The following is a 21118-nucleotide window of genomic DNA, read 5'->3' as shown; positions in this document are numbered from 1 at the left end:
AAACAGCCTTGCCGCTTACTCAAAACCGTAACGCTTGCCGGTCAGTTTCATGATTTCCAGGGGCTCGGAGCGTCCCTGTTTTTTGATCCATATCCGCTCTGCCTGATCCATATCCATCACCTGCACATACTGCGCATCCTTGGGGAAATACAGGTTGGTAATCTGTGCGTCGTGGATCGAATAGGGCAGGAATGTCCGGTCCATTTCGGAAAGCACCTCGTAGCGTGGAGCCGGGTAAAAGATGGTATCGCCAGGTTGATAGTTTGCTTCTATCTTCTTGGCAGCCTCCCAGTATGGGTTGGGCACGCGTGGAACGGCAAAGTAGCCGTATTTCGGCGAGCGGTCCTCATAGAATTCTTTTAATCTTAATCCCACAAAATAGAGCTGGGCAGAGAGGAATACGAAAATGAGCACCCGGAACTCATGCTTCAATGTGGTGTAGTATTGGAGCAACAAGCTTAGCAGAATGATCACGTAAGGAAATGAAAAACCCGAATACCGCTGCATAATGCCATAAGTGTGTCCATTCTTGAACGACATCAGGATGAGAAACAGCGTCGGTACGAGCGCCATCATGTAAAGCATCCACAGCCGTGCCTTTTGCTGGCGATCCGCATTCTTATGCAAATCAGGAATGAAGGACAAGGCGAACAAGCTGACGCTGAGAATGCAGAATTGCAGTTTGTGATTATTGTAAAAAAACGCGACGACAATCACGAGCAAATACGGGAAGCGGGGTGTAAGCCACGCCGGCGTGTTGATCTTGTCCTTGAAACGATACCAGCAAATCAGTACAAGTGCTACCGCCAATGCCACAACCACATTCTTTTTTCCTCCCAGGGCGTCGGTAAGGCCGTTGGTGAAAATCACGAGGTCGGCGAAAATGGGCAGCGATTTGTTAAAGACATTCAATGGTGTTGCAGGCATGATATTCCCGAATGCCTGCCCACCGGTATCAGCCATTCTTTTATATAATGCAGCCTGATATTGCAGGGAGGATAATGTGTAAACGCCGCCTCCGAACAGCAGCCACCAGGCCACACCCGAAAGTGCAAACACCGCCGCAATCGCCATACGAATCCAGCCTTTGAGCGTTCGGAGGAAAAACAATGCGTATAATGCATGCGCCAGCAGGACAGCGATAACGAGAAAATGGCTGAGCAAGCCGAGACCCGCTGAGAGCACGTAACCTACATAGAGCCAAAGTGTATTTTTATTGGCTTTATTTTCAATGATTTGTAAAAAGAAATACGTCGCAGCCAGTGTCAGGAAGAACGTCAGGGAATAGTTGCGTGCCTGATGGCTGTAAGCGATGAAAAATGGTTCGATGGCCGTAATGCCCGCCGCTATCAGTGCGGTATTGACGCCGAAGAAGCGTTTCGCGAACAGGTACGTCAGTCCGATAATCAGCACACTGAAAATGACCGAAAATAGACGAATCGAATAGTCGGAGAAGCCGAAAATGTCGATCCACGGATGCAGGAGCGTGTAATAGAACGGACTGTTCCCGATATCGCTGCGGGTCATGGCTTCGTAGTAATCCTCGATGGACTTCGGAGCCCAGAATTCGGCAGGCGTGAATGCCTTTGGTGTATAAATTTCGTTTGCCGTGAATGACCGTAGCACCTGCTTTTGCGGATGGGCCGGTGTTGTCCAAAAACGGGAATCAGACAATTCACAGATAGCAAAAGCTTCTTTCTGATTCGCCCCTTCCAACACAATGCCCTGGCTGACGAGCAATGTGCTCACTTCATCGAAGAAAATACTGTATCGATCGAGGTTATGAAGTCTCAACGCAAGACCTGCAACGAGAATGAGGGTGAGTATGAGCCTTGACCGCAGGGTTTCTTTGGTTTGGTTGGGAGACATTAGTGCGTTCGCTGATGGACGCCGCGAAAATAACGAAATTTCCCGTTATAGGATATTTTTTAGATTTTAAGAATCGTAAACTCTACTCTGCGGTTCTTTTGACGGGTCTGTTCGGTGAGGTTGCTGGCAATAGGCCTGGTAGGGCCCCAGGCTTTGGTCTGGATGCGCTTGCCGTCGATACCTTTGGACAAAAGGTATTTTTTTACCTGCTCCACACGGTCGGAGGAGAGCTTGATATTCTTTTGCACTTCCCCCTGATTGTCGGTATGGCCTTCCAGTAAGATCTCCATCGTAGGGTATGCCTTCATGGTTTCGGCGATCTTGTCGAGCTCGGCGAATGACGACGGGATTACTTCCGCACTGCTTTGGGAAAACATCGTGTTGCTGAGCCGGATCTGCTGGCCTGCCTTAATAGGTTGCAAATAGATGTTCTTCCGGATCGAACGGAAACCGGTTTCTGCACTCAGATCCATCTCCTCCGACACGGGGAAGAATCCCTCGCCCGAAGCGGTAATGCGGTATATTTCTTTCAACGGAAGTATCAACCGGTACTCGCCGGTTTCGGGGTCAAAGCTGGCGGTTGCGAAGGAAGCGTTTGTACTTTTGATATCAGCGGTAATATCGGATTTTACCGGTTTATTGGTTTCCGCTTCCAGTACGTTCCCACTCACAACCACTACTGGGTCCGGCTTGATCTCGGGCGTCATGCGGATGCGGAAAATGTCTTCCTGGCCTACCACCTTATCGCTGGCGCTGAAATAGGCATAATCTCCGGTCGCGGGGATGTTGATGAATGCATCCCAAAGCGGCGAGTTCACCGCCGGGCCCAGGTTCTCAGGCGTCGACCAGTTGAGCCAGGTGTCGTCAAGACGGCGGGTGAGAAAGAGGTCGCCCTGGCCATAGCCGGAATGCCCGGAAGAGGAAAAGTATAAAGTCTTGTTGTCTAATGCCAGGAAAGGGGTATTCTCATTATCGGCGCTGTTGATCACGCTGCCGAGGTTTCGAGGTTCCGACCAAGTATTGTCTTTTTGTAAAAACGAAATGTAAAGATCTTTGCCGCCCTCGGTGTCATTCCCCTGAACCGCCATAATGAGCACGTTTTCAAAAGGGGAAACCGAAATTTCAAAGTATTTCGCTGTTTTGAGGAAGTTTGTGATCTTCCATGAACGCGGTACCGACCACCCCGATTTGGTTTTGAAGGAACGGGAAAATCCGAAATACATATTGCCGTCCGCTCCGTACTCATTGATGAGGTAGATGGTTTTGCCGTCCGCCGAAATGCTCGTCATCGCATTTTCGCCTGCATTGTTGATCGGCGGTCCGATATTGACGGCGTCCGTCCACTCACCTTTGTCGTTGAGTGTCGAATACCACACGTCCTGATGCCCAGCGGAGCCGATATTCCCCTCAAAATCGTTTCTTGTGAAATAGAGCGTCTTACCATCCGGAGAGATAATAGGTGCTACTTCCTGGCCTTTGGAATTGATCGCCTTGCCCATGTTCTCTTTTTGTGCTTTCAACTGAGAAGCCACAAAGTTGATTTTGGCTTCAACAGGCGTTATGTCCGACGAGATTCCGATTGCATCGATCTGATTGAAACCCGAAACCTTGCCTGGTTGCAACACTATTTTTACCGCGTTGGCCTGGATATTCTGTTTGGGGAATATGTGAAGCATACGCCCTTTCACGGTTTGCTGTGCAGCCGGCGTTTCCGAAACAAGGTATTCTTTGCCCGCCCCATCATAGGCATACACGCGCACAACAGCGCCCGGATTGAAATTCTCGGCAATTGCGATCTGTTTCAGGGGAATGGTTTTGTCAAACCCGACTTTGATCCACTCCTCGTTGCGCCCGTCGGCATCGGCGGGTGACCAGGCACACGGGCTGTCGCCAAAATCAGGTAGCTTGTTTGGAACACCCAGGATTTGTTTGGCCCGGTACGCGTGGCCAATCTGCGACGGCCTGTACTCGGAAGAATACCCCAAAACCTTGTTGGCCCACAACACCTCCTGGCAGTATGCGAAAAGCGGCATTACTGCCATTAATATGCTGAAAAGGGTGTTCTTAAATCTCAAACGCATGGGGTGATCAGATACCGGCCGGGCTATTCTATATCTGGTAATATATTAATAATACAAAAAAAAGCCAAACTTACTGCTTGGCGCCAATAAGGAGTATCCAGTCCCATTCCGGTTGTAATTCGGGCGGCTGCACGGTCGCTTCTTCATCGAGTTTCAGGTCCTTGCCGTTCCATCTTTTACCGGTGCGGGGGCTATACCAAACCGCTCCGAACTGGCTGCCTTCCAGGTGTTTGAGGTCGATGCGTACCGGTCGCGAGGTAGGAATGTACAGCATGGCCATCTTTTTATTCGAAAGCGAAACAATGCCTATTTCGGCCTTATCCAGTGAATCCACCAGCAAATCGGGCGTATCAGGCTGCATATATTCCCACGGAATGCCTTTGAGGATTTTGACGAGCTGGTGAATATACTCTGCGCCGTCCTTCGTGATGTTGACTTTCCAGGTAGGGTTGAAGTTCTTAATCGTACTCATATGGCAGAAACCCGCCGCCGAACTGAGAATGGACTGATACGCCTGGTTGCGGATCAGCGTCGACTGATCCGTAATTTCTTTGGGAAACTCCGAATTGGCGATCAGGAAGGGCCGCAATGCAGCCTCGGCCGAATTTTTCTGCCAGTTGGCCAACGCGGCATATTCGGCCGGAGTTACCGTTGAATCCGGAATAATGAATTTGAGGTCCGAATGGTTGGGGGAATTGTCGTTCACGCTCGTGGGCGAACAGGTATTGAGCGATGCCACGATCTGCCCGTCGGATTCTGCCCGGATACCTTCCGAAATGGCTTTGAATTGTGAGGCACTCTGGTACTCCTCTTCACTGACGATCCAGATGATGTTGTAATATTTGGCAAAATGCTTTCCCACATAAGCGCCGTAACTTTTCCACACATCTTCCTTTTGTGTATCGAAAACCGTGTTCCAGCTCTGTCGGGACACGACAATCCCTACCACCAGGTTCCGCTCTCTGGCTGCTATGACGATCTTTTCGAGGTAATCAAAGTAGGCTTTGTTAGGTTGCGTCAGATCGCTATTGTCTAGAAACGGCGCGACTTTATTGAAATTTCGCTGATTGGGCAATGCGGGGAGCAAATGTACCAGGAAGGTGTTGAACGACTGCGACTTGCGGATATCCATATATTGTACCGCTTCGGCATAGCTCAACCGCCTTAGCATCTGCCACGCCACATCCGCCACCATCAGAAACGGTGTTCCGTGGTTATCGGTAATGTGTCTGCCGTTCGGGCTGATTTTCAACGGAAATTTAGGGGGCGCCTGATCTTCCTTTTGAAATACAAACCCCAGCGAAATCAGGCAGGCCAGTGCAAGACCCGCTAACGATTTAGACTTATTCATGGTGTCAGCTCAATGAATGCTAGCTATTTCCCAGCTCGGCGATCGTTTGGACAGGGTCGGGCGAGGTGAAAACGAAGCTGCCTGCTACGAGGATATCCACGCCTTCGCGCACAAGCCGGGGTGCATTGTTGAGGTTAACGCCGCCATCGACTTCTATCTTGAAATTATAGCCGAACTTTTTGCGGTAGCCATCCAGCGTCGCAATTTTTCGGTAGGTGTTTTCAATGAATTTCTGGCCTCCAAACCCGGGGTTCACCGACATAATCAGGATCAGCGAAACATCGCCCATAATCTCGCTCAGAACTTCCACCGGTGTATGGGGGTTGAGCGCCACGCCTGGTTCGGCGCCAAGCTCCTTAATATGCTGGATTGTGCGGTGCAGATGCGGGCACGCCTCATAATGCACAGTAAGCCCGGATGCACCTGCATTACGGAAGGCTTCGAGATAGCGGTCGGGTTGTTCGATCATCAAATGCACATCCAGCGGCTTTTGGGCATGCCGGTGAATGGCTTCGCACACGGGAAGCCCGAATGAAATGTTGGGGACGAACATGCCGTCCATGATATCAACGTGAATATAACCTGCGGAACTGCTGTTGATCATTTCGACGTCGCGTTGCAGGTTTGCAAAATCCGCGGCCAGTATGGAAGGGGCAATTTCAGCCATGAAATCAGAAGCTAGTAATGATTAATGAGGCCGAAATTAGTGAATTTATGGGCAATGCGGGTTATTGTACAATCACATTCACCGGAAATGAGAGTGTATCGAGCACCTGCGACCTGACCGTGTCATGGCCGGAAAACGAGCCCGATAACATATAATGGCCGTCAACCAGCGTGTAGACTTCAATGCATATCTTCTCCGGAAACACGATCCAGCATTCGGGAACGCCGTAACGTTCGTAAATGTCTTTTTTAATCACCATATCCATTTTCTTTGAGCCGGGCGACACGATTTCGACGACCAGATCAGGCACGCCGCGAATCCAGTCCTGCATGATATCCCGGTTCGCATTGGATACAAAAAAAATGTCAGGTTGCAGGTGATTGTAATCCTGTTCCAGAATTACATCGAATGGAGCGGTAAAAATACGGCCGAGACAGTGTGTTTTTACATGGCTTGTCAGGAGAAAGACAAGTTCTCCCGAAGCCGATTGGTGGGGCATTTTCGGGCTAGGCGACATGACTTCCTCCCCGTTTATAATCTGCGTCAGGTCCGGATTGTAGTAAATGGTCGGTTCCAGGGTTTTCATATGCTTGGCCGTTTTGAACGAAAATACAAAAAATGTGTGACATACTGAGCGTGTGAACGATAGGTGAATGTCCCATTGATACGTCGTGATTCGCATTTGGTAACACCTCAATTATCCAATGCTCAAAATTTGAATTAAATCTTAAATTTGGGCCGAATCATCAAGCCGCCGTGACCATTATGAATCCCCAACAACGAATCCAGGAGCTCTCCGAAAAGCTACATTATTACAATGACCGCTATTATCAGGACAGCGTGTCGGAAATATCGGATTATGACTTTGACCAGTTGCTCAAAGAACTGCAAGCGCTGGAAAATGAATATCCCGAGTTGAGGCAAGAGGATTCGCCCACGCAGCGGGTTGGCGGGACAGTTACCAAGTCGTTCAATGCAGTGTACCACCGGTACCCGATGCTGTCGCTGGATAATACCTATAACGAAGAAGAACTTCGGAGTTTCGACGATCGTGTGCGCCGCGGGCTCGACGGCGAGGCTTACGAATACATCTGCGAGTTGAAATTCGACGGGATATCGCTCAGTTTTACCTACGAAAACGGCGTTCTCGTACGCGGCGTGACGCGTGGCGATGGTACGCGCGGAGACGAGATCACCAACAATGTTAAAACGATTCGCTCACTGCCTTTGCGCGTGAAGGCCGAAGGCATTCCACCTGTTTTCGAGATCCGTGGTGAAGGGTTTATGCCCATATCTTCTTTTCAAAAACTCAATGAGGAGATGGAAACTTTGGGCGAGAACCAATATGCTAACCCACGCAATGCGGCTTCCGGTTCTTTCAAATTGCAGGATTCGGGCGAAGCAGCGAGGCGGGGGCTCGATAGCTACATTTATTCATTCCTCTCGGACGATGAGTTTTTCAAAAGTCATGAAGAAAGCTTACTGGCTTTGAAATCATGGGGTTTCAACGTGTCGCCGGGCTGGAAGAAGGTTTCCAATATCGATGAAGTGATTGAATACATTCACGAATGGGAGGAAAAGCGGGCACATCTGCCACTGGCTACCGACGGGATCGTGATCAAGATCAATTCTTTTGAGCAGCAAAGGGAGCTCGGTTTTACGGCCAAAAGCCCACGCTGGGCGATTTCCTATAAGTATAAGGCAGAAAACAAACCGGCGGTGCTGCGGATGGTGACCTATCAGGTCGGCCGCACCGGTGCCGTGACGCCCGTTGCCAATCTCTGTGACTTGTCGGAACGCGCATTGCCCTACAACCAGGTTAAGGGCGTGCATTTATCGGGAACGCGCGTGAAGCGGGCGACGCTACATAATGCGAACGAACTGGAAAGGCTCGGTATCCGGATTGGCGACACGGTTTTTGTGGAAAAAAGCGGGGAGATTATCCCGAAAATAACCGGTGTGGATGTTTCGCAGCGCGAAAAATACGAAACCGAAGAAATTATTTTCCCTACCCATTGCCCCGAGTGCAATTCCGAATTGCAGCGTAATGAGGGCGAAGTTGCATTCTTCTGTCCGAACGATAGCCATTGCCCGCCGCAGCTGAAAGGTCGTATCGAGCACTTCATTCACCGCAAAGCGATGAATATCGAAAGTCTGGGAGAAGGCAAGATCGAGCTGCTTTTTGACCTCGATCTCGTGCGTACGCCCGCGGACTTGTACGATCTCAATTACGATAAATTGCTGGGCCTGGAAAAGAACCTGCTCAACGAAGAAACCGGAAAGGTGAAAAAGATCAGTTTCCGGGAGAAAACAGTTGATAATATCCTGAAAGGCATCGATTTGTCGAGAACCGTGCCATTTAAGAATGTCCTTTTCGGGTTAGGCATTCGCTTCGTGGGGCAAACCGTTGCAGAGAAACTGGCCGCCTATTTCAAATCCATGCAGGCATTGCGGGCTGCGAGTTACGAACAACTCACAGCGGTGCCCGAAATCGGCGGGCGCATTGCATTGAGTATCGAATCGTTTTTCTCCGTTCCGGAAAACCAGTTGTTAATTCAGCGATTGGAGCAAGCCGGTTTGCAAATGGAAAGCGATGAAAAGCCCGTAGAGATTGAAAGCGACCTGCTGGATGGTAAGACGTTTGTGATCTCCGGTGTTTTTGAAAATTTCGAACGCGACGAGTTGAAAGAGAAGATCGAAGCGAATGGTGGAAAGGTACTCAGCGGGGTGTCTGGAAAGCTCAATTACCTGCTCGCAGGAGCAAATATGGGGCCTTCCAAGCTCGAAAAAGCACGGAAACTGGGCGTTACGATTATCTCCGAGGAAGAATTTTTAGCAATGATTGGAAATTAAGTAAAGAAAATAGCCCCGGAAGGCTAACTTTGTGTTTTAAAATCTAACAATTATATAAGTAAATAATGCCATTGGACCAACGTTTCAAAGGGGTAGGGGCCGCGCTGATCACACCTTTTGATGAACAGAATGAGATTGATTATCCGGGTCTGAAAAGACTGATCGACCTGGTGACGGAAGGTGGTACGGACTACCTCGTAGTACAAGGAACAACTGGCGAGTCGCCGACAGTTACTTCCAAGGAAAAGCGTGATATCCTGGCATTTACAATAAAGAACAACTACAAGAAGCTGCCGATCGTTTACGGTATCGGAAGCAACAATACCCAGGAGGTACTGAATACGATTAAAGAAACCGACTTCACGGGCGTGGATGCGATTCTTTCGGTTTGTCCTTACTATAACAAACCAACCCAGGAAGGTATTATCGCGCATTTTACGGCCATTGCGGACGCTTCGCCGGTGCCGGTATTGCTCTATAATGTTCCCGGACGTACCGTTATCAACATGAAAGCGGATACGATCGTGAAACTGGCGGCGCATCCCAATATCATCGGTATTAAAGACGCTGGCGGAAGCATCGAACAAAGTATGGAGCTTGCCTCACGTGCGCCGGAAGACTTTTTGCTGCTTTCGGGCGATGATAACCTGGTCACTACCATGGTAAGCGTGGGCTGGCACGGTGTCATTTCCGTGATCGCCAATGCTTTCCCGAAAGAATTCCGCGACCTTACCTGGGCTGCATTGGAAGGCCGTTTCAAAGACGCTGCCCAGTTGCAACTTGCGTTCCTGGAATTCGATACTTTGCTTTACATTGAGTCGAACCCGGTTGGTATCAAGAAATGCCTTGAAATTAAAGGTATTTGCAGCTCGGATGTACGTTTGCCATTGCTGAAAGCCTCGAAAGATCTGGGCGAGAAGCTGGAAAAGGCGATGGTACGGGAAGGGTTTATGTGATAGTGCGGTCAGGTTTTGTCAAGTGTAGTCAGGTTTTGTCAAGTGTAGTCAGATTTGTCATCAGTGATAGTTTGGTGTTGACTTTGGCTTCCGACTTCTAAGTTTATATTTCAGGCATCACAGGTTTGGGGATTTAATTCCGGCCTGTGATGTTTTGTTTTAAATCAAAAACGAAATGCTATGATCACGTTTTACCCAGGGCCTAGCAAGGTTTATCCTCAGGTCGAACAATATATTTCCGAAGCATTTGCCAGCGGGCTGATCAGCGCCAATCACCGCAGCTCCGGGTTCATGCATTTGCTGGAACAGACGATCTCCGATTTGAAAGACAAGCTCGATGTTCCGGCCGGTTATGAGGTTTATTTCGTGTCGTCGGCGACGGAATGCTGGGAAATTATAGCCCAGTCACTGTTGATCGATTCCAGCCTGCATATTTACAATGGTGCTTTCGGCGAGAAATGGATGGAATATACACACCGCATTTCGCATCGTGCCAGCGACGCGGCCTTCGGGCTGAACGAAACGCTGCTCATGGACCGTTCCGCTGTTTTCTCGCGCAACGAACTGATTTGCGTAACCTACAATGAGACTTCAAACGGTACCAAAGTTCCCGAAGGCTTCCTGCTCGATATCCGCAAAAAGGTGGATAACCTCATTGCCGTGGACGCCACATCGGCGATGGCGGGCGTGATTCTGCCCTGGGAGAATGCCGATATCTGGTACGCTTCGGTGCAGAAATGTTTCGGCTTACCGGCGGGCCTCGCGGTAATGATCGTTTCGCCCAAAGCCATCGAACGCGCCATACAAGTGGGCGAGCGGAAGCATTATAATAGCCTGCTGTTCATTCGCGACAACTTTTTGAAATTTCAAACCCCTTTTACACCGAATATTCTCGGCATTTACCTGCTCGGAAAGGTGATGCAGCAGGTGTCGGGCATTGAAGAGGTGGATGCGCAGACGCGTAGCCGCGCACACGACTGGTATGCGTTCCTGCTGGAAAACGGTTACGAACTGGTGGTGGAAAATACTGCGGTGCGATCGGATACCGTGATCGCCGTCCGTGCAGAGAAAGAGCGCATTGCATTGCTCAAAAGTGCAGCACAAAAGGAAGGGATTACATTAGGCAATGGCTATGGTAAAGAGAAAGATACCAGTTTCCGCATTGCCAATTTCCCGGCGATCAGCGACGAGGAAATTAGCATATTGAAGGCTTTTTTGGTTAAAATGGCCCCTAATTGACAGAATGAGTAGTAAATGCCCCTACTTGTATTTATAACTAAAAACAAATCTACTCACCCGCGGATTTCTAAATTGTGCGATTAGATATTTTAAAGCAATACCAGGCCCAGACCAAATGTCTGGTTGCATTGGATTCGATTATTTTTGGTTTTGACGGCGAGGAGCTGAAACTGCTGCTCGTCAAAAGGGGGATCGAGGACGAGCACCACACCTGGTCGCTGATGGGCGGTTGGGTACAGCCCGACGAAAGCCTCGAAGGCGCCTCGTCCCGCATTCTTTTCGAATTGACCAACCTGACAGACATTTACCTCGAACAACTGTACACTTTCGGAAGCCCCCACCGCGACCCGGTGGAGCGCACGGTGTCGGTTGCCTATTTTGCCTTGATCAATGTGGAAGATTACGACCACAAGATCTCTAAAAATTACGAAGCGCAATGGTTCTCCATGCAGGAGTTGCCCAAATTGCTATTTGACCACGGTGTGATGGTCGATATGGCGATCCAGCATTTGCGCTACAAGGCCTCACAACACCCGATCGGTTTTGAATTGTTGCCGGAGAAATTCACGATCCCGCAGTTACAGAAACTTTACGAAGCGATTTTCGGGACGGAGCTCGATAAGCGGAATTTTAGCCGTAAATTGTTGTCAACCAATTTGTTGATCAAGCTGGACGAAAAGCAGAAGGGCTATTCCAAAAAGGGGGCTTTCTTTTATAAAATCGACGAGGAAAAGTATAAAAAGCAGTTCAATACATTCCTGAACTTCCTGCCGGGAAGCGCGTCCTAGCTGTCGCTATTTTCACGATCCTCGGTTTTTGAGGTTGTGTAAGCAGTCGGTTTTGAGCAACTTTGCGGGATCAAACCGCCCCAAAGTGTAAGCCCATGTTCAATTTTAAGGAAATCATTTCCGTCACGCTGATCCTCTTTTCGGTGATCGATGTGCTTGGTTCACTGCCGATTATCGTCGATTTTAGGCGGAAGTTAGGCAAGATCGAGTCCGAGAAAACGACCATCGTGGCCGGGGCGATTATGGTGATATTCCTGTTTCTGGGAGAAAGATTGTTGAGCCTTTTCGGGGTCGATATTGCTTCGTTCGCTATTGCCGGGGCTATTATCCTGTTCCTGCTCGGGCTCGAAATGATCCTGGGGCGCGATATTTTCAAACACGGCAATATCGATGTAGGCGTGGCGTCCATCGTACCGATCGCATTCCCGATGATCGCCGGCGCGGCCACGATGACCACATTGCTGTCGCTTCGTTCGACCTATCAAATTCAGAATATCCTGGTCGGCATCGTGCTGAACCTCTTTTTTATTTACCTCGTATTAAAATCATCGAACTGGCTGGAAAGGAAACTCGGGCAGGGAGGTACGGATATCCTTCGTAAGGTGTTCGGTATCATTCTATTAGCGATTTCTATTAAACTTTTCAAAACCAACCTTTCGATGTAAGTGGCGCCTTGGTCGTCGCTTTTTATGTCAAGACAAATTTTTAAAACCATATAACAATGCAACAACTGGATAGCCTTAATCAAGTCGCGGATTTCCACAGAACTTTCAAACACCCGATCCTGGAAACGCCGACGATTCCCTCCGAAGAAAGAAGCCGCTTGCGCGTAGCATTGCTGGCCGAGGAGTTGAAGGAGCTGGAAGTTGCGATTCTCGAAAAGGACATTGTGGAAGTAGCCGATGCACTTTGCGACCTGCAATATGTATTGTCGGGCGCGGTGCTGGAATTCGGGCTGGGTGAGAAGTTCCGCACATTGTTCGATGAAGTGCAGCGATCGAATATGTCGAAAGCCTGCAACTCGGTGGAAGAAGCGGAAGCGACCGTGGCGCATTACCAGGCGAAAGGTACAGAATGCTATTACAAAGAAGATAATGGCAAGTACCTCGTGTACCGCACGGCTGACGACAAGACTTTAAAGAATATCAATTATTCTCCTGCCGACCTGGCGTCGATCATCGGTTAATCGTATTCCCCCAAAAACAATCGACTCATTATGAGCTCTGTTCTCGAACGATTTTTGCGTTACGTGCAAATCGACACGCAGTCGGACCCTAATTCGGAGACGTTCCCCAGTACCGCCAAACAGCGTAACCTGAGCAACCTGCTCGCCGAAGAGCTTCGTGCACTGGGCGTCGCGGATGCGCACGTGGATGAGCACGGGTACGTGTATGCGACGATCCCTTCCAATTCTGAACGGATGGACATTCCTGTGATCTGCTTTTGCTCGCATGTGGATACTTCGCCGGATGTTACGGGCGAGCATGTGAAACCGATCGTTCACCGGAATTGGGATGGATCGGATATTGTCCTGCCGGACGATCATTCGCAAGTTTTGAGAGTAGGGGACCTACATGACCTGGATCAGCAGATTGGGAATGACATCGTTACAGCGAGTGGTACCACATTGCTGGGAGCTGACAATAAAGCCGGTGTGGCCGAAATTATGGCCGCGGCAGAGCATTTGTTGGCCAATCCGCAGATTAAGCACGGCGATATCAAGATCCTTTTCACGCCGGATGAGGAGGTAGGAAGAGGGACGGAAAAGGTAGATTTGCAAAAGCTGGGCGCCGATTTTGGCTATACTGTCGATGGTGAGGCGATTGGCACGCTGGAAGACGAAACATTTTCCGCGGACGGCGTGAAAATTACCATTCACGGCGTGAGCACGCATCCGGGCTATGCGATTGGGAAGCTGGAAAATGCGTTGAAAATAGCCGCCGAAATACTGGCAAAGTTGCCGAAAGACAGACTTTCACCGGAAACCACTCAGGATAAAGAGGGGTTCATCCACCCGGTTCAAATGGAAGGAATTCAGGAAAAAGCGGTACTGAGCTTCATTATCCGTGATTTCACTGTCGCCGGACTGCACGAAAAGGAGGCATTCCTGAAAGGCATTATGGAAGATGTCCTCCAAGGATATCCGAATTCTTCCGCCGAGTTCAAGGTCCAGGAGCAATACCGGAATATGAAGGAGGTGCTGGACCAACATCCCGAGGTGATTCAGCATGCATTGGAAGCGATGAAAAGGGCGGGACTTACCCCGATCCAGCGCAGCATCCGCGGCGGTACCGACGGCTCGCGGCTATCGTTCATGGGCCTCCCGTGCCCCAATATCTTCGCCGGCGAACACGCCTTCCACTCCAAACTGGAATGGGTATCGGTACAGGACATGGAGAAGGCGGTGGAGGTGATTGTCAGTTTGGCGGCTGTCTGGGAGGAGAAGTAGTCAAGTATGGTCATTTGTAGTCAAGTATGGTCATTTGTAGTCAAGTGTGGTCATATGTTGTCAGGTGTAGTCAGGTATTGTCAAGGATTGTCTCACTTAGCGATTAACTGACTATACTTGACTACTCCTGACCACACATGACAACACCTGACCAATACATTAATAGTTAATAAAAGGAACATTCGTGTCTAAAAAGTCAAAGTTTTATGTAGTGTGGCAAGGCCGGAAGACGGGGGTTTTTACCGATTGGAAGGAATGCGAGGCGCAGATCAAGGGCTTCGAGGATGCGCGCTACAAGTCTTTTGATTCTTTGCAGGAAGCCGAAGCGGCTATTCAGCGGAATTACTGGGAGTTTGTAGCCAAGAAGGATACCAAACCCGCGGTGCAGGAGCCGCCTGCTAACGTAGGTCGGCCGATTAAAAACAGCATTGCGGTAGATGCGGCGTGGAACACCGCCACCGGCGATATGGAATACCAGGGCGTATATTACGCCACCGGCGACCGCATTTTCCTGCAAGGGCCGTTTAAGGACGGTACCAATAACATCGGCGAGTTTCTGGCGATTGTGCATGCATTGGCCTATTTGCAGAAGAAGGAGAGCGATTTGCCGATTTACACCGATTCCAAGACCGCAATGGCCTGGATCAAGAAAAAACATGCGAATACCAAGCTGGCTTTGACCCCGCGGAACAAGCCGCTTTTTGAAATGTTGCAACGCGCCGAACGCTGGCTCGCAACAAACACTTACCCCAACAGGATATTGAAATGGGAGACGGAGTATTGGGGAGAGAATCCGGCTGATTTTGGAAGAAAATAGACCATAATATGCCCCGTAACGCCCATTTCCGGTTCAAGCAATTCACTGTCCGGCAGGATCAGTGCGCGATGAAAGTATGTACCGACGCCTGTGTATTGGGCGCATGGGCGGACGTGGAGGACGCCGACCGCATTCTCGACATTGGTGCTGGAACGGGCCTGCTGTCGCTTATGGTCGCGCAGCGCAACTCGTATGCGATGATCGACGCCGTAGAAATTGACGCGGAGGCTTTTTACCAGGCTGGGGAAAATGTGGAGCAAAGTCCGTTTCACGACCGCATTACTTTGTTTCATTCGGCGGTGCAGGAGTTCGTTTCGGATCATTTGTATGATGTGATCATCACCAATCCGCCTTTCTTCCAGTCGGATCTGCTTTCCCCGATCGATAAAAAGAATATCGCGCACCATGCCAAATCCCTTGATTTTGAGGAACTACTGGTTGCTATCGAGCGGCTTTTGAAACCGGAGGGGAAATTCAATATTCTTTTTCCGGTGGATGAAGGTGAGCGCTTCGCGGAAAAGGCGGAGCAAGCCGGGTGGAAACTCACTCGTAAACTGACATTGTTTCACCAGGAGGATAAAAAAGCATTTCGCTTGCTGATGCTTTTTCAACGAGCTGAATTCGCTCATAATGTGCACGTTGAACCCGATTTGTGCATTTATGAAAAGGATGGTGTTACCCATGATCCTCGTTTCAAGGAGTTGTTAAAAGCTTTTTATTTGAAATTTTGATCAGGAAAAACACGAACTTTGCCGCAAATTACCGGCAAAGCATTGTCACTGAAACCGTACATGACCGACCAAGCTATCCAGATTTCCGTTGTTATCCCGCTTTACAATGAAGAAGAGTCGCTTCCCGAGCTCTGCGAGTGGATTGCGAGGGTCATGGAGGAAAATCACTTTACTTATGAAGTGCTTTTCATGGACGACGGCAGCAAGGACCGTTCCTGGGAGGTGATTCAACGGCTTTCGAAGGAAAATGCTCATGTGCGCGGGATGAGTTTTGTGCGGAATTATGGCAAAACAGCTGCGTTGCAAACAGGTTTTCAGGCCGCAAAGGGTGAAGTGGTAATCACGATGGACGCCGATTTGCAGGATAGTCCTGACGAGATCCCGGAATTGTATAACATGATCGTCAATGACCGTTACGACCTGATTTCGGGTTGGAAGAAAAAGCGGTACGACCCAATCACCAAAACGATCCCCACGAAACTGTTCAATGCTGCGACCCGCAGTATTTCAGGGGTTTATTTGCATGACTTTAACTGTGGTTTGAAGGCTTACCGCAAGGATGTTGTGAAGAATATCACTATTTATGGAGAGATGCATCGCTACATCCCGGTGATCGCGAAATGGAATGGTTTTGCAAAGATCGGGGAGAAGGTGGTGCAGCACCGGGCGCGCAAATACGGTTACACAAAATTCGGTCTTGAGCGATTCATTTTTGGCTTCCTGGATTTGCTTTCGATCGCCTTTGTGAATAAGTTTGGACGGAGACCGATGCATTTGTTTGGCAGTCTGGGAACCCTTATGTTTTTTCTTGGAAGCCTTATAGCTGTGTGGCTTATCGGAAAAAAGATATATAACATTTACAATTTATTGCCCTACCGGAATGTTACAGAGAACCCGCTGTTCTTTCTGGCGCTGGTAGCGATAATGGTAGGCTCTCAATTATTTCTCGCAGGATTTTTGGGTGAATTGTTTGTGAAGCAATCTGTTTCAAAGACAGGGGATTACACGATTGCCGAGAAGGCAGGATTGTAAGAAATCAAGATCAGTATTCAACGAAATTTAAGTTTAAAGTTATTACCTATTACACAACTAATGATCGCTAACGTACACAAAGCACATCCGTGGCACGGAATTCCAATGGGTGACAAGGCACCCGAATTAGTTACTGCATTTATTGAGATTGTTCCTACCGATACCGTAAAATACGAAATTGACAAGGCCACCGGTTACCTCAAAATCGACCGCCCTCAGAAATACTCGAACATCGTTCCTGCATTGTACGGCTTCATTCCAAAGACCTATTGCGCGGATAAAATTGCGGCGCTGGCGCGGGAACGTTCCGGTCGTGATGTGACCGAAGGTGATGGTGACCCGCTGGACATCATCGTATTGTGCGAGAAGATCATTTCGCACGGTAACATCATGTGTGAGGCGAAACCTATCGGCGGTATCCGTTTGATCGACGGCGGAGAAGCCGACGACAAAATTATCGCTGTTTTGAAAGGCGACGAAGTGTACGGTCAGTTTAACGACCTGAGCGAATTGCCGGACGGTATCGTGGAGCGGTTGAAGCACTACTTCCTGACTTACAAAAACTTGCCGGGCGAGAAGGCACATATCGAGATTACCAATGTTTATGGTAAAGACGAGGCGCATGAAGTGATTCTTACATCGGTTGAAGATTACAAGCATTCGTATTATTGAGCCGACACACCATGTGACGTCAGTTGACGGAATTTAGAGCCGCTCCTGCTAGGGGCGGCTTTTTTTAATTCGTATCTTTGCGCAAATTTTGACCAACCATTGGCACTCGCTGCCAGGCATATATGAGTAATTTACAAGAAATTAAGAAGCGCCGCACGTTTGCGATTATCAGCCACCCCGATGCCGGGAAAACGACATTGACTGAAAAGTTGCTCCTTTTCGGTGGTGCGATCCAGACAGCCGGTGCGGTGAAGTCCAATAAAATTAAGAAGACCGCGACTTCCGACTTTATGGAGATCGAGAAACAGCGTGGTATCTCGGTGGCGACGTCGGTAATGACCTTCGAATACAAAGATCTGCTGATCAACATCCTCGATACGCCTGGCCACAAGGACTTTGCCGAAGATACCTACCGGACATTGACCGCGGTGGATAGCGTAATCCTGGTGGTTGACTGCGTAAAGGGCGTCGAAGAGCAAACCGAGCGCCTGATGGAAGTTTGCCGCATGCGCAATACGCCTGTAATCGTGTTCATCAATAAGCTTGACCGGGAAGGCCAGAATCCGTTCGAACTGCTCGACGAGCTGGAAAGCAAGTTGAATATCCGCGTTCGCCCGCTTACCTGGCCGATCAATATGGGGGCCAATTTCAAAGGTGTTTACAGCTTGTACGAGCAAATGCTGTATTTCTTTAAAATCAATAAAACCAAAATTGAGGCCGACGTCGCGAAGGTTAACCTGGAAGACGAGAAACTTGAAGAATTGCTTGGCGAGAGAGATGCGAATCAATTGACGGAAGACGTTGAACTCGTGGAAGGTGTTTATGATGCATTCTCGGAGGAGGCTTACCAGAAAGGTCAGCTGGCGCCCGTTTTCTTCGGAAGCGCGATCAATAACTTCGGTATCAAAGAATTGCTCGATACGTTCTGCGATATTTCACCGATTCCGCAGCCACGCCCGACAGACGTGCGTGAGGTAGAGCCTACCGAACCGAAATTCACTGGTTTTGTATTTAAAATCCACGCCAACCTTGATCCCCGCCACCGCGACCGCATTGCGTTCCTGCGCATTTGCTCGGGTAAGTTTGAACGGGGTAAATTCTATAAACACGTTCGTCTGGGCAAGGATGTGCGTTTTTCGAGCCCATTCACGTTCATGGCTTCGGACAAGAGTGTCATGGAAGAAGGTTTCCCGGGCGATGTTGTGGGTTTGTACGACACCGGTAACTTCAAAATTGGTGATACTTTGACCGAAGGCGAAAACCTGCAATTCTCCGGCATTCCGAGCTTCTCACCCGAGATATTCAAGGAATTGATCAATATGGACCCGATGAAATCCAAGCAATTGGAGAAGGGAATCCAGCAACTTACCGACGAGGGTGTAGCGCAGCTCTTTACCCTGGATCTCGGCAATAGAAAAGTAGTAGGTACCGTTGGAGAACTTCAGTTCGATGTAATTCAGTACCGCCTCGAACACGAATACGGTGCAAAATGCCGCTGGGTACCGATGAATATCTCCCGCGCCTGCTGGCTCACCGCTGACGATAAACCGGCTATGGACCAATTTATCCGCCTCAAAGGCAACCAAATTGCCTACGACAAGGACCGCAATCCGGTATTCCTCGCCGAGTCCGAATGGATGATCCGCATGAACCGCGAAAATAACCCGGCCATTCACTTCCATTTTACATCGGAGTTTAAGACGGAAATGGCGCTTTGAGAGTGATTTTGAGTGAGGTTAAAATTCGCTATATTTGTTTAGAAGCCAATTGAAAGGACCATGATACTCACCGAGACGATTCCTGCTAGCTTGATCTTCGAAGAACTCGACGGACGCCCCTTGTACCGCAAGGGCTACAAGAAAGTATTGGAAAATAATCTGTCGCCGGAAGAAGTTATGGGTTGTAGTTTTTTGCAGGCATTAATTGTCAGGATTATCAGTACCTATTTCGCTCAGATGCTGCAAAGGAACGGTTACTGGGTTCTAACCAATGAGCCGGGCTTGCACGTTTCACACGGGAATAATCTGACAAATGATGTAGCAGTTTTTGACAAGGCATTGATCAAGAACGTATTTTCAAAAAACTATCCCGATGTACCACCGAAAATCGTGGTCGAGGTAGATGTGAAAATCGAGGTAGGTCAGTTCCCGAGTCCTGAGGACTACTTTTTTCGTAAAAGCGAAAAGATGATCGAGTTCGGTACGGAGCGGGTGATCTGGATTTTGACGGAAAACTGTAAGATCATGGTAATGGATCAGTCTCGTGAATGGTCTGTTTATAAATGGGATGAAATGGTTCCTGTTTTGGATCAATATCAGTTTTGTCTGAACGATCTTTTGAGGGAGGAAGGAGTGATTTAGAACAGAATTCCAAAAATAAAACAGGCTGCTTCGTTCGTTGAAGCAGCCTGTTTTATTATCAATCGTCATTAGTTTCGCGGCCCTCCACCGCCGCCGCCTCCGCCGCGGTTATTCCGGCGGTCTTCGAGCATGGTTTTGTATTTCTCCTGCTGCTCTACGGTCAGGATCTTGCCGAGCTCGGTGTTGAATGTTTCCATCGAAGCCCGCATTTGTTCACGATCCATGTTTTGAGAATCCCTTAGCTCCTGCATTTTCTTAGCGCGAGCAAGGCTAAGGTCGTATACTTTTTTCTGCTGATCCTCCGAAAGTTTGAGGTTTTCGGTCAAAGTTTTAGTCTGGTTATCCGCACGTTGCTCGGGTGTTGCGTTGCCGCCGCGTTGCGCGAAAGTTGTGAAGCTTACAAATGCCAGTAAAATGGCCAACAATGATTTCCTCATGGTCAAAAAAGTTTAGATACCCGGGTTAGATGCAAAAAGGAGCGGCAAGTTTAATGCGCTATTTAAATTTTCGGCTGAGTATCTGAACCGCCAGCGCGACGGCAATGGCGCAGGTGTAACTCATTAGCGTGCCTACCAGCACATATTCCGATTTCTTGCTGATGTAGGCTGGCGGAATGCCCGGTTCGGTGGATTTATCATTGTACCTGAGCAACGATTTGGCGGCAATAAGAAAGCCGATAGCCGAATACTGATTCACTAACACAAAAACAAAAATGAGCAGCCGCTCCGACATACCTATCCAACGGCCAGCGCTGGCAAGGTTGTCGTCGGCCTCCGGTGCGAGTTTGCTGAGCTCCTCCCGCCAGGGGCGGGTCAGAATACCTACCAGGAACGAGACAGGTGATAGCGAAAGCAGTGCCCCGGATAAGGTGGCCAGGGTCTTAGGCGTATTGAGCCAGGTAGTAACTGCTTCAAAACCAATCGATATGCTGCCGGTCAGAATGAGTGCGGTCAATGCGATGGTAACCAGGTGTGCTGTCTGGTCGGCGATAAACCAGGTGAGGGGGCCCTTTTTGTCGAATGATATTTTAACAAGGTCGATCACCCCGTGTGCTATGCCTAGTACAACGGCGGGAAATGGGTTTTTCCACTGATGAAGGGCAATATATGAGACGATAATGACCAGTAGTACGTGAAAATACAAATACTTCGACTTGTATTTTTTCTCCTTTTTGTCGGTCACCCATTTGGTCGGCTGCCAGTAGAAATCAACGAGAACGTGTGCCAAAAGGAGCAGCAGAAATTCTGTCATAG

At 49.0% G+C, this 21118-nt stretch carries 20 protein-coding genes; 13 read left to right on the top strand and 7 right to left on the bottom strand.

Going from position 1 to position 21118, the window contains the following annotated elements:
• Window positions 1-15: 15 nt before the first annotated feature.
• From CLV60_RS13630 to CLV60_RS13610, 5 genes are all read right to left on the bottom strand, one after another.
• On the bottom strand, window positions 16-1869 hold the full coding sequence (locus CLV60_RS13630) for a glycosyltransferase family 39 protein (protein ID WP_106595929.1): 1854 nt from the start codon (window positions 1867-1869) through the stop codon (window positions 16-18).
• Window positions 1870-1928: 59 nt separating this feature from the next.
• Entirely contained in the window at window positions 1929-3950 is a 2022-nt protein-coding gene (locus CLV60_RS13625) for an OmpA family protein (protein WP_229210962.1), read from the bottom strand.
• 70 nt (window positions 3951-4020) lie between these two features.
• Window positions 4021-5301, bottom strand: a complete 1281-nt coding sequence (locus tag CLV60_RS13620; RefSeq protein ID WP_106595927.1) for an apiosidase-like domain-containing protein — start codon at window positions 5299-5301, stop codon at window positions 4021-4023.
• A 19-nt stretch (window positions 5302-5320) separates the two neighbouring features.
• On the bottom strand, window positions 5321-5968 hold the full coding sequence (gene rpe / locus CLV60_RS13615; RefSeq protein ID WP_106595926.1) for a ribulose-phosphate 3-epimerase: 648 nt from the start codon (window positions 5966-5968) through the stop codon (window positions 5321-5323).
• A 61-nt stretch (window positions 5969-6029) separates the two neighbouring features.
• Window positions 6030-6554 carry a Uma2 family endonuclease gene (locus CLV60_RS13610; protein WP_106595925.1) on the bottom strand — a complete coding sequence of 175 codons (525 nt, stop codon included), beginning with the start codon at window positions 6552-6554 and terminating at the stop codon, window positions 6030-6032.
• Window positions 6555-6733: 179 nt separating this feature from the next.
• On the opposite strand from CLV60_RS13610, the gene ligA reads away from it, so the two are divergent.
• The 13 genes from ligA to CLV60_RS13545 all read left to right on the top strand — a co-directional run bounded on the left by ligA (window position 6734) and on the right by CLV60_RS13545 (window position 19865).
• The gene (gene ligA / locus CLV60_RS13605) at window positions 6734-8821 is read left to right on the top strand and encodes an NAD-dependent DNA ligase LigA (RefSeq protein ID WP_106595924.1); all 2088 of its coding nucleotides are present in this window, start codon (window positions 6734-6736) and stop codon (window positions 8819-8821) included.
• Window positions 8822-8886: 65 nt separating this feature from the next.
• Window positions 8887-9777 carry a 4-hydroxy-tetrahydrodipicolinate synthase gene (gene dapA / locus CLV60_RS13600; protein ID WP_106595923.1) on the top strand — a complete coding sequence of 297 codons (891 nt, stop codon included), beginning with the start codon at window positions 8887-8889 and terminating at the stop codon, window positions 9775-9777.
• Window positions 9778-9957: 180 nt separating this feature from the next.
• The gene (locus tag CLV60_RS13595) at window positions 9958-11016 is read left to right on the top strand and encodes an aminotransferase class V-fold PLP-dependent enzyme (protein WP_106595922.1); all 1059 of its coding nucleotides are present in this window, start codon (window positions 9958-9960) and stop codon (window positions 11014-11016) included.
• Between the two features lie 74 nt (window positions 11017-11090).
• Window positions 11091-11804: an NUDIX hydrolase gene (locus tag CLV60_RS13590; RefSeq protein ID WP_106595921.1), complete on the top strand. Its 714-nt coding sequence runs from the start codon at window positions 11091-11093 to the stop codon at window positions 11802-11804.
• A 95-nt stretch (window positions 11805-11899) separates the two neighbouring features.
• On the top strand, window positions 11900-12469 hold the full coding sequence (locus CLV60_RS13585) for a MarC family protein (protein ID WP_015814556.1): 570 nt from the start codon (window positions 11900-11902) through the stop codon (window positions 12467-12469).
• A 56-nt stretch (window positions 12470-12525) separates the two neighbouring features.
• Window positions 12526-12990, top strand: coding sequence for a pyrophosphohydrolase domain-containing protein (locus CLV60_RS13580; RefSeq protein ID WP_106595920.1), 465 nt, complete (start codon window positions 12526-12528; stop codon window positions 12988-12990).
• Between the two features lie 30 nt (window positions 12991-13020).
• The gene (pepT, locus tag CLV60_RS13575) at window positions 13021-14253 is read left to right on the top strand and encodes a peptidase T (protein WP_106595919.1); all 1233 of its coding nucleotides are present in this window, start codon (window positions 13021-13023) and stop codon (window positions 14251-14253) included.
• A gap of 184 nt (window positions 14254-14437) precedes the next feature.
• Window positions 14438-15070, top strand: a complete 633-nt coding sequence (locus tag CLV60_RS13570; protein ID WP_106595918.1) for a ribonuclease H1 domain-containing protein — start codon at window positions 14438-14440, stop codon at window positions 15068-15070.
• Between the two features lie 8 nt (window positions 15071-15078).
• The gene (locus tag CLV60_RS13565) at window positions 15079-15801 is read left to right on the top strand and encodes a tRNA1(Val) (adenine(37)-N6)-methyltransferase (RefSeq protein ID WP_106595917.1); all 723 of its coding nucleotides are present in this window, start codon (window positions 15079-15081) and stop codon (window positions 15799-15801) included.
• Window positions 15802-15861: 60 nt separating this feature from the next.
• A complete protein-coding gene (locus tag CLV60_RS13560; protein ID WP_106596217.1) occupies window positions 15862-16833 on the top strand; it encodes a glycosyltransferase family 2 protein in 972 nt (323 codons plus the stop codon).
• 60 nt (window positions 16834-16893) lie between these two features.
• Window positions 16894-17505 (top strand): inorganic pyrophosphatase, encoded by a 612-nt coding sequence (locus CLV60_RS13555; RefSeq protein ID WP_229225596.1) that lies wholly within the window; start codon window positions 16894-16896, stop codon window positions 17503-17505.
• Between the two features lie 122 nt (window positions 17506-17627).
• On the top strand, window positions 17628-19223 hold the full coding sequence (locus CLV60_RS13550) for a peptide chain release factor 3 (RefSeq protein WP_106595916.1): 1596 nt from the start codon (window positions 17628-17630) through the stop codon (window positions 19221-19223).
• A gap of 60 nt (window positions 19224-19283) precedes the next feature.
• Window positions 19284-19865 carry a PDDEXK family nuclease gene (locus CLV60_RS13545; protein ID WP_106595915.1) on the top strand — a complete coding sequence of 194 codons (582 nt, stop codon included), beginning with the start codon at window positions 19284-19286 and terminating at the stop codon, window positions 19863-19865.
• Window positions 19866-19933: 68 nt separating this feature from the next.
• Here the strand turns inward: CLV60_RS13545 and CLV60_RS13540 are convergent, their stop codons facing one another.
• Both CLV60_RS13540 and CLV60_RS13535 read right to left on the bottom strand, forming a co-directional pair.
• Window positions 19934-20302 carry a DUF4890 domain-containing protein gene (locus CLV60_RS13540; RefSeq protein ID WP_106595914.1) on the bottom strand — a complete coding sequence of 123 codons (369 nt, stop codon included), beginning with the start codon at window positions 20300-20302 and terminating at the stop codon, window positions 19934-19936.
• Between the two features lie 58 nt (window positions 20303-20360).
• Window positions 20361-21116, bottom strand: coding sequence for a DUF3307 domain-containing protein (locus tag CLV60_RS13535; RefSeq protein ID WP_106595913.1), 756 nt, complete (start codon window positions 21114-21116; stop codon window positions 20361-20363).
• Window positions 21117-21118 lie beyond the last annotated feature (2 nt).

The sequence above is a fragment of the Dyadobacter jiangsuensis genome, assembly GCF_003014695.1.
GTDB classification, from domain to species: Bacteria; Bacteroidota; Bacteroidia; order Cytophagales; family Spirosomataceae; genus Dyadobacter; species Dyadobacter jiangsuensis.
This window is presented reverse-complemented; position numbering and strand designations above follow the sequence as displayed.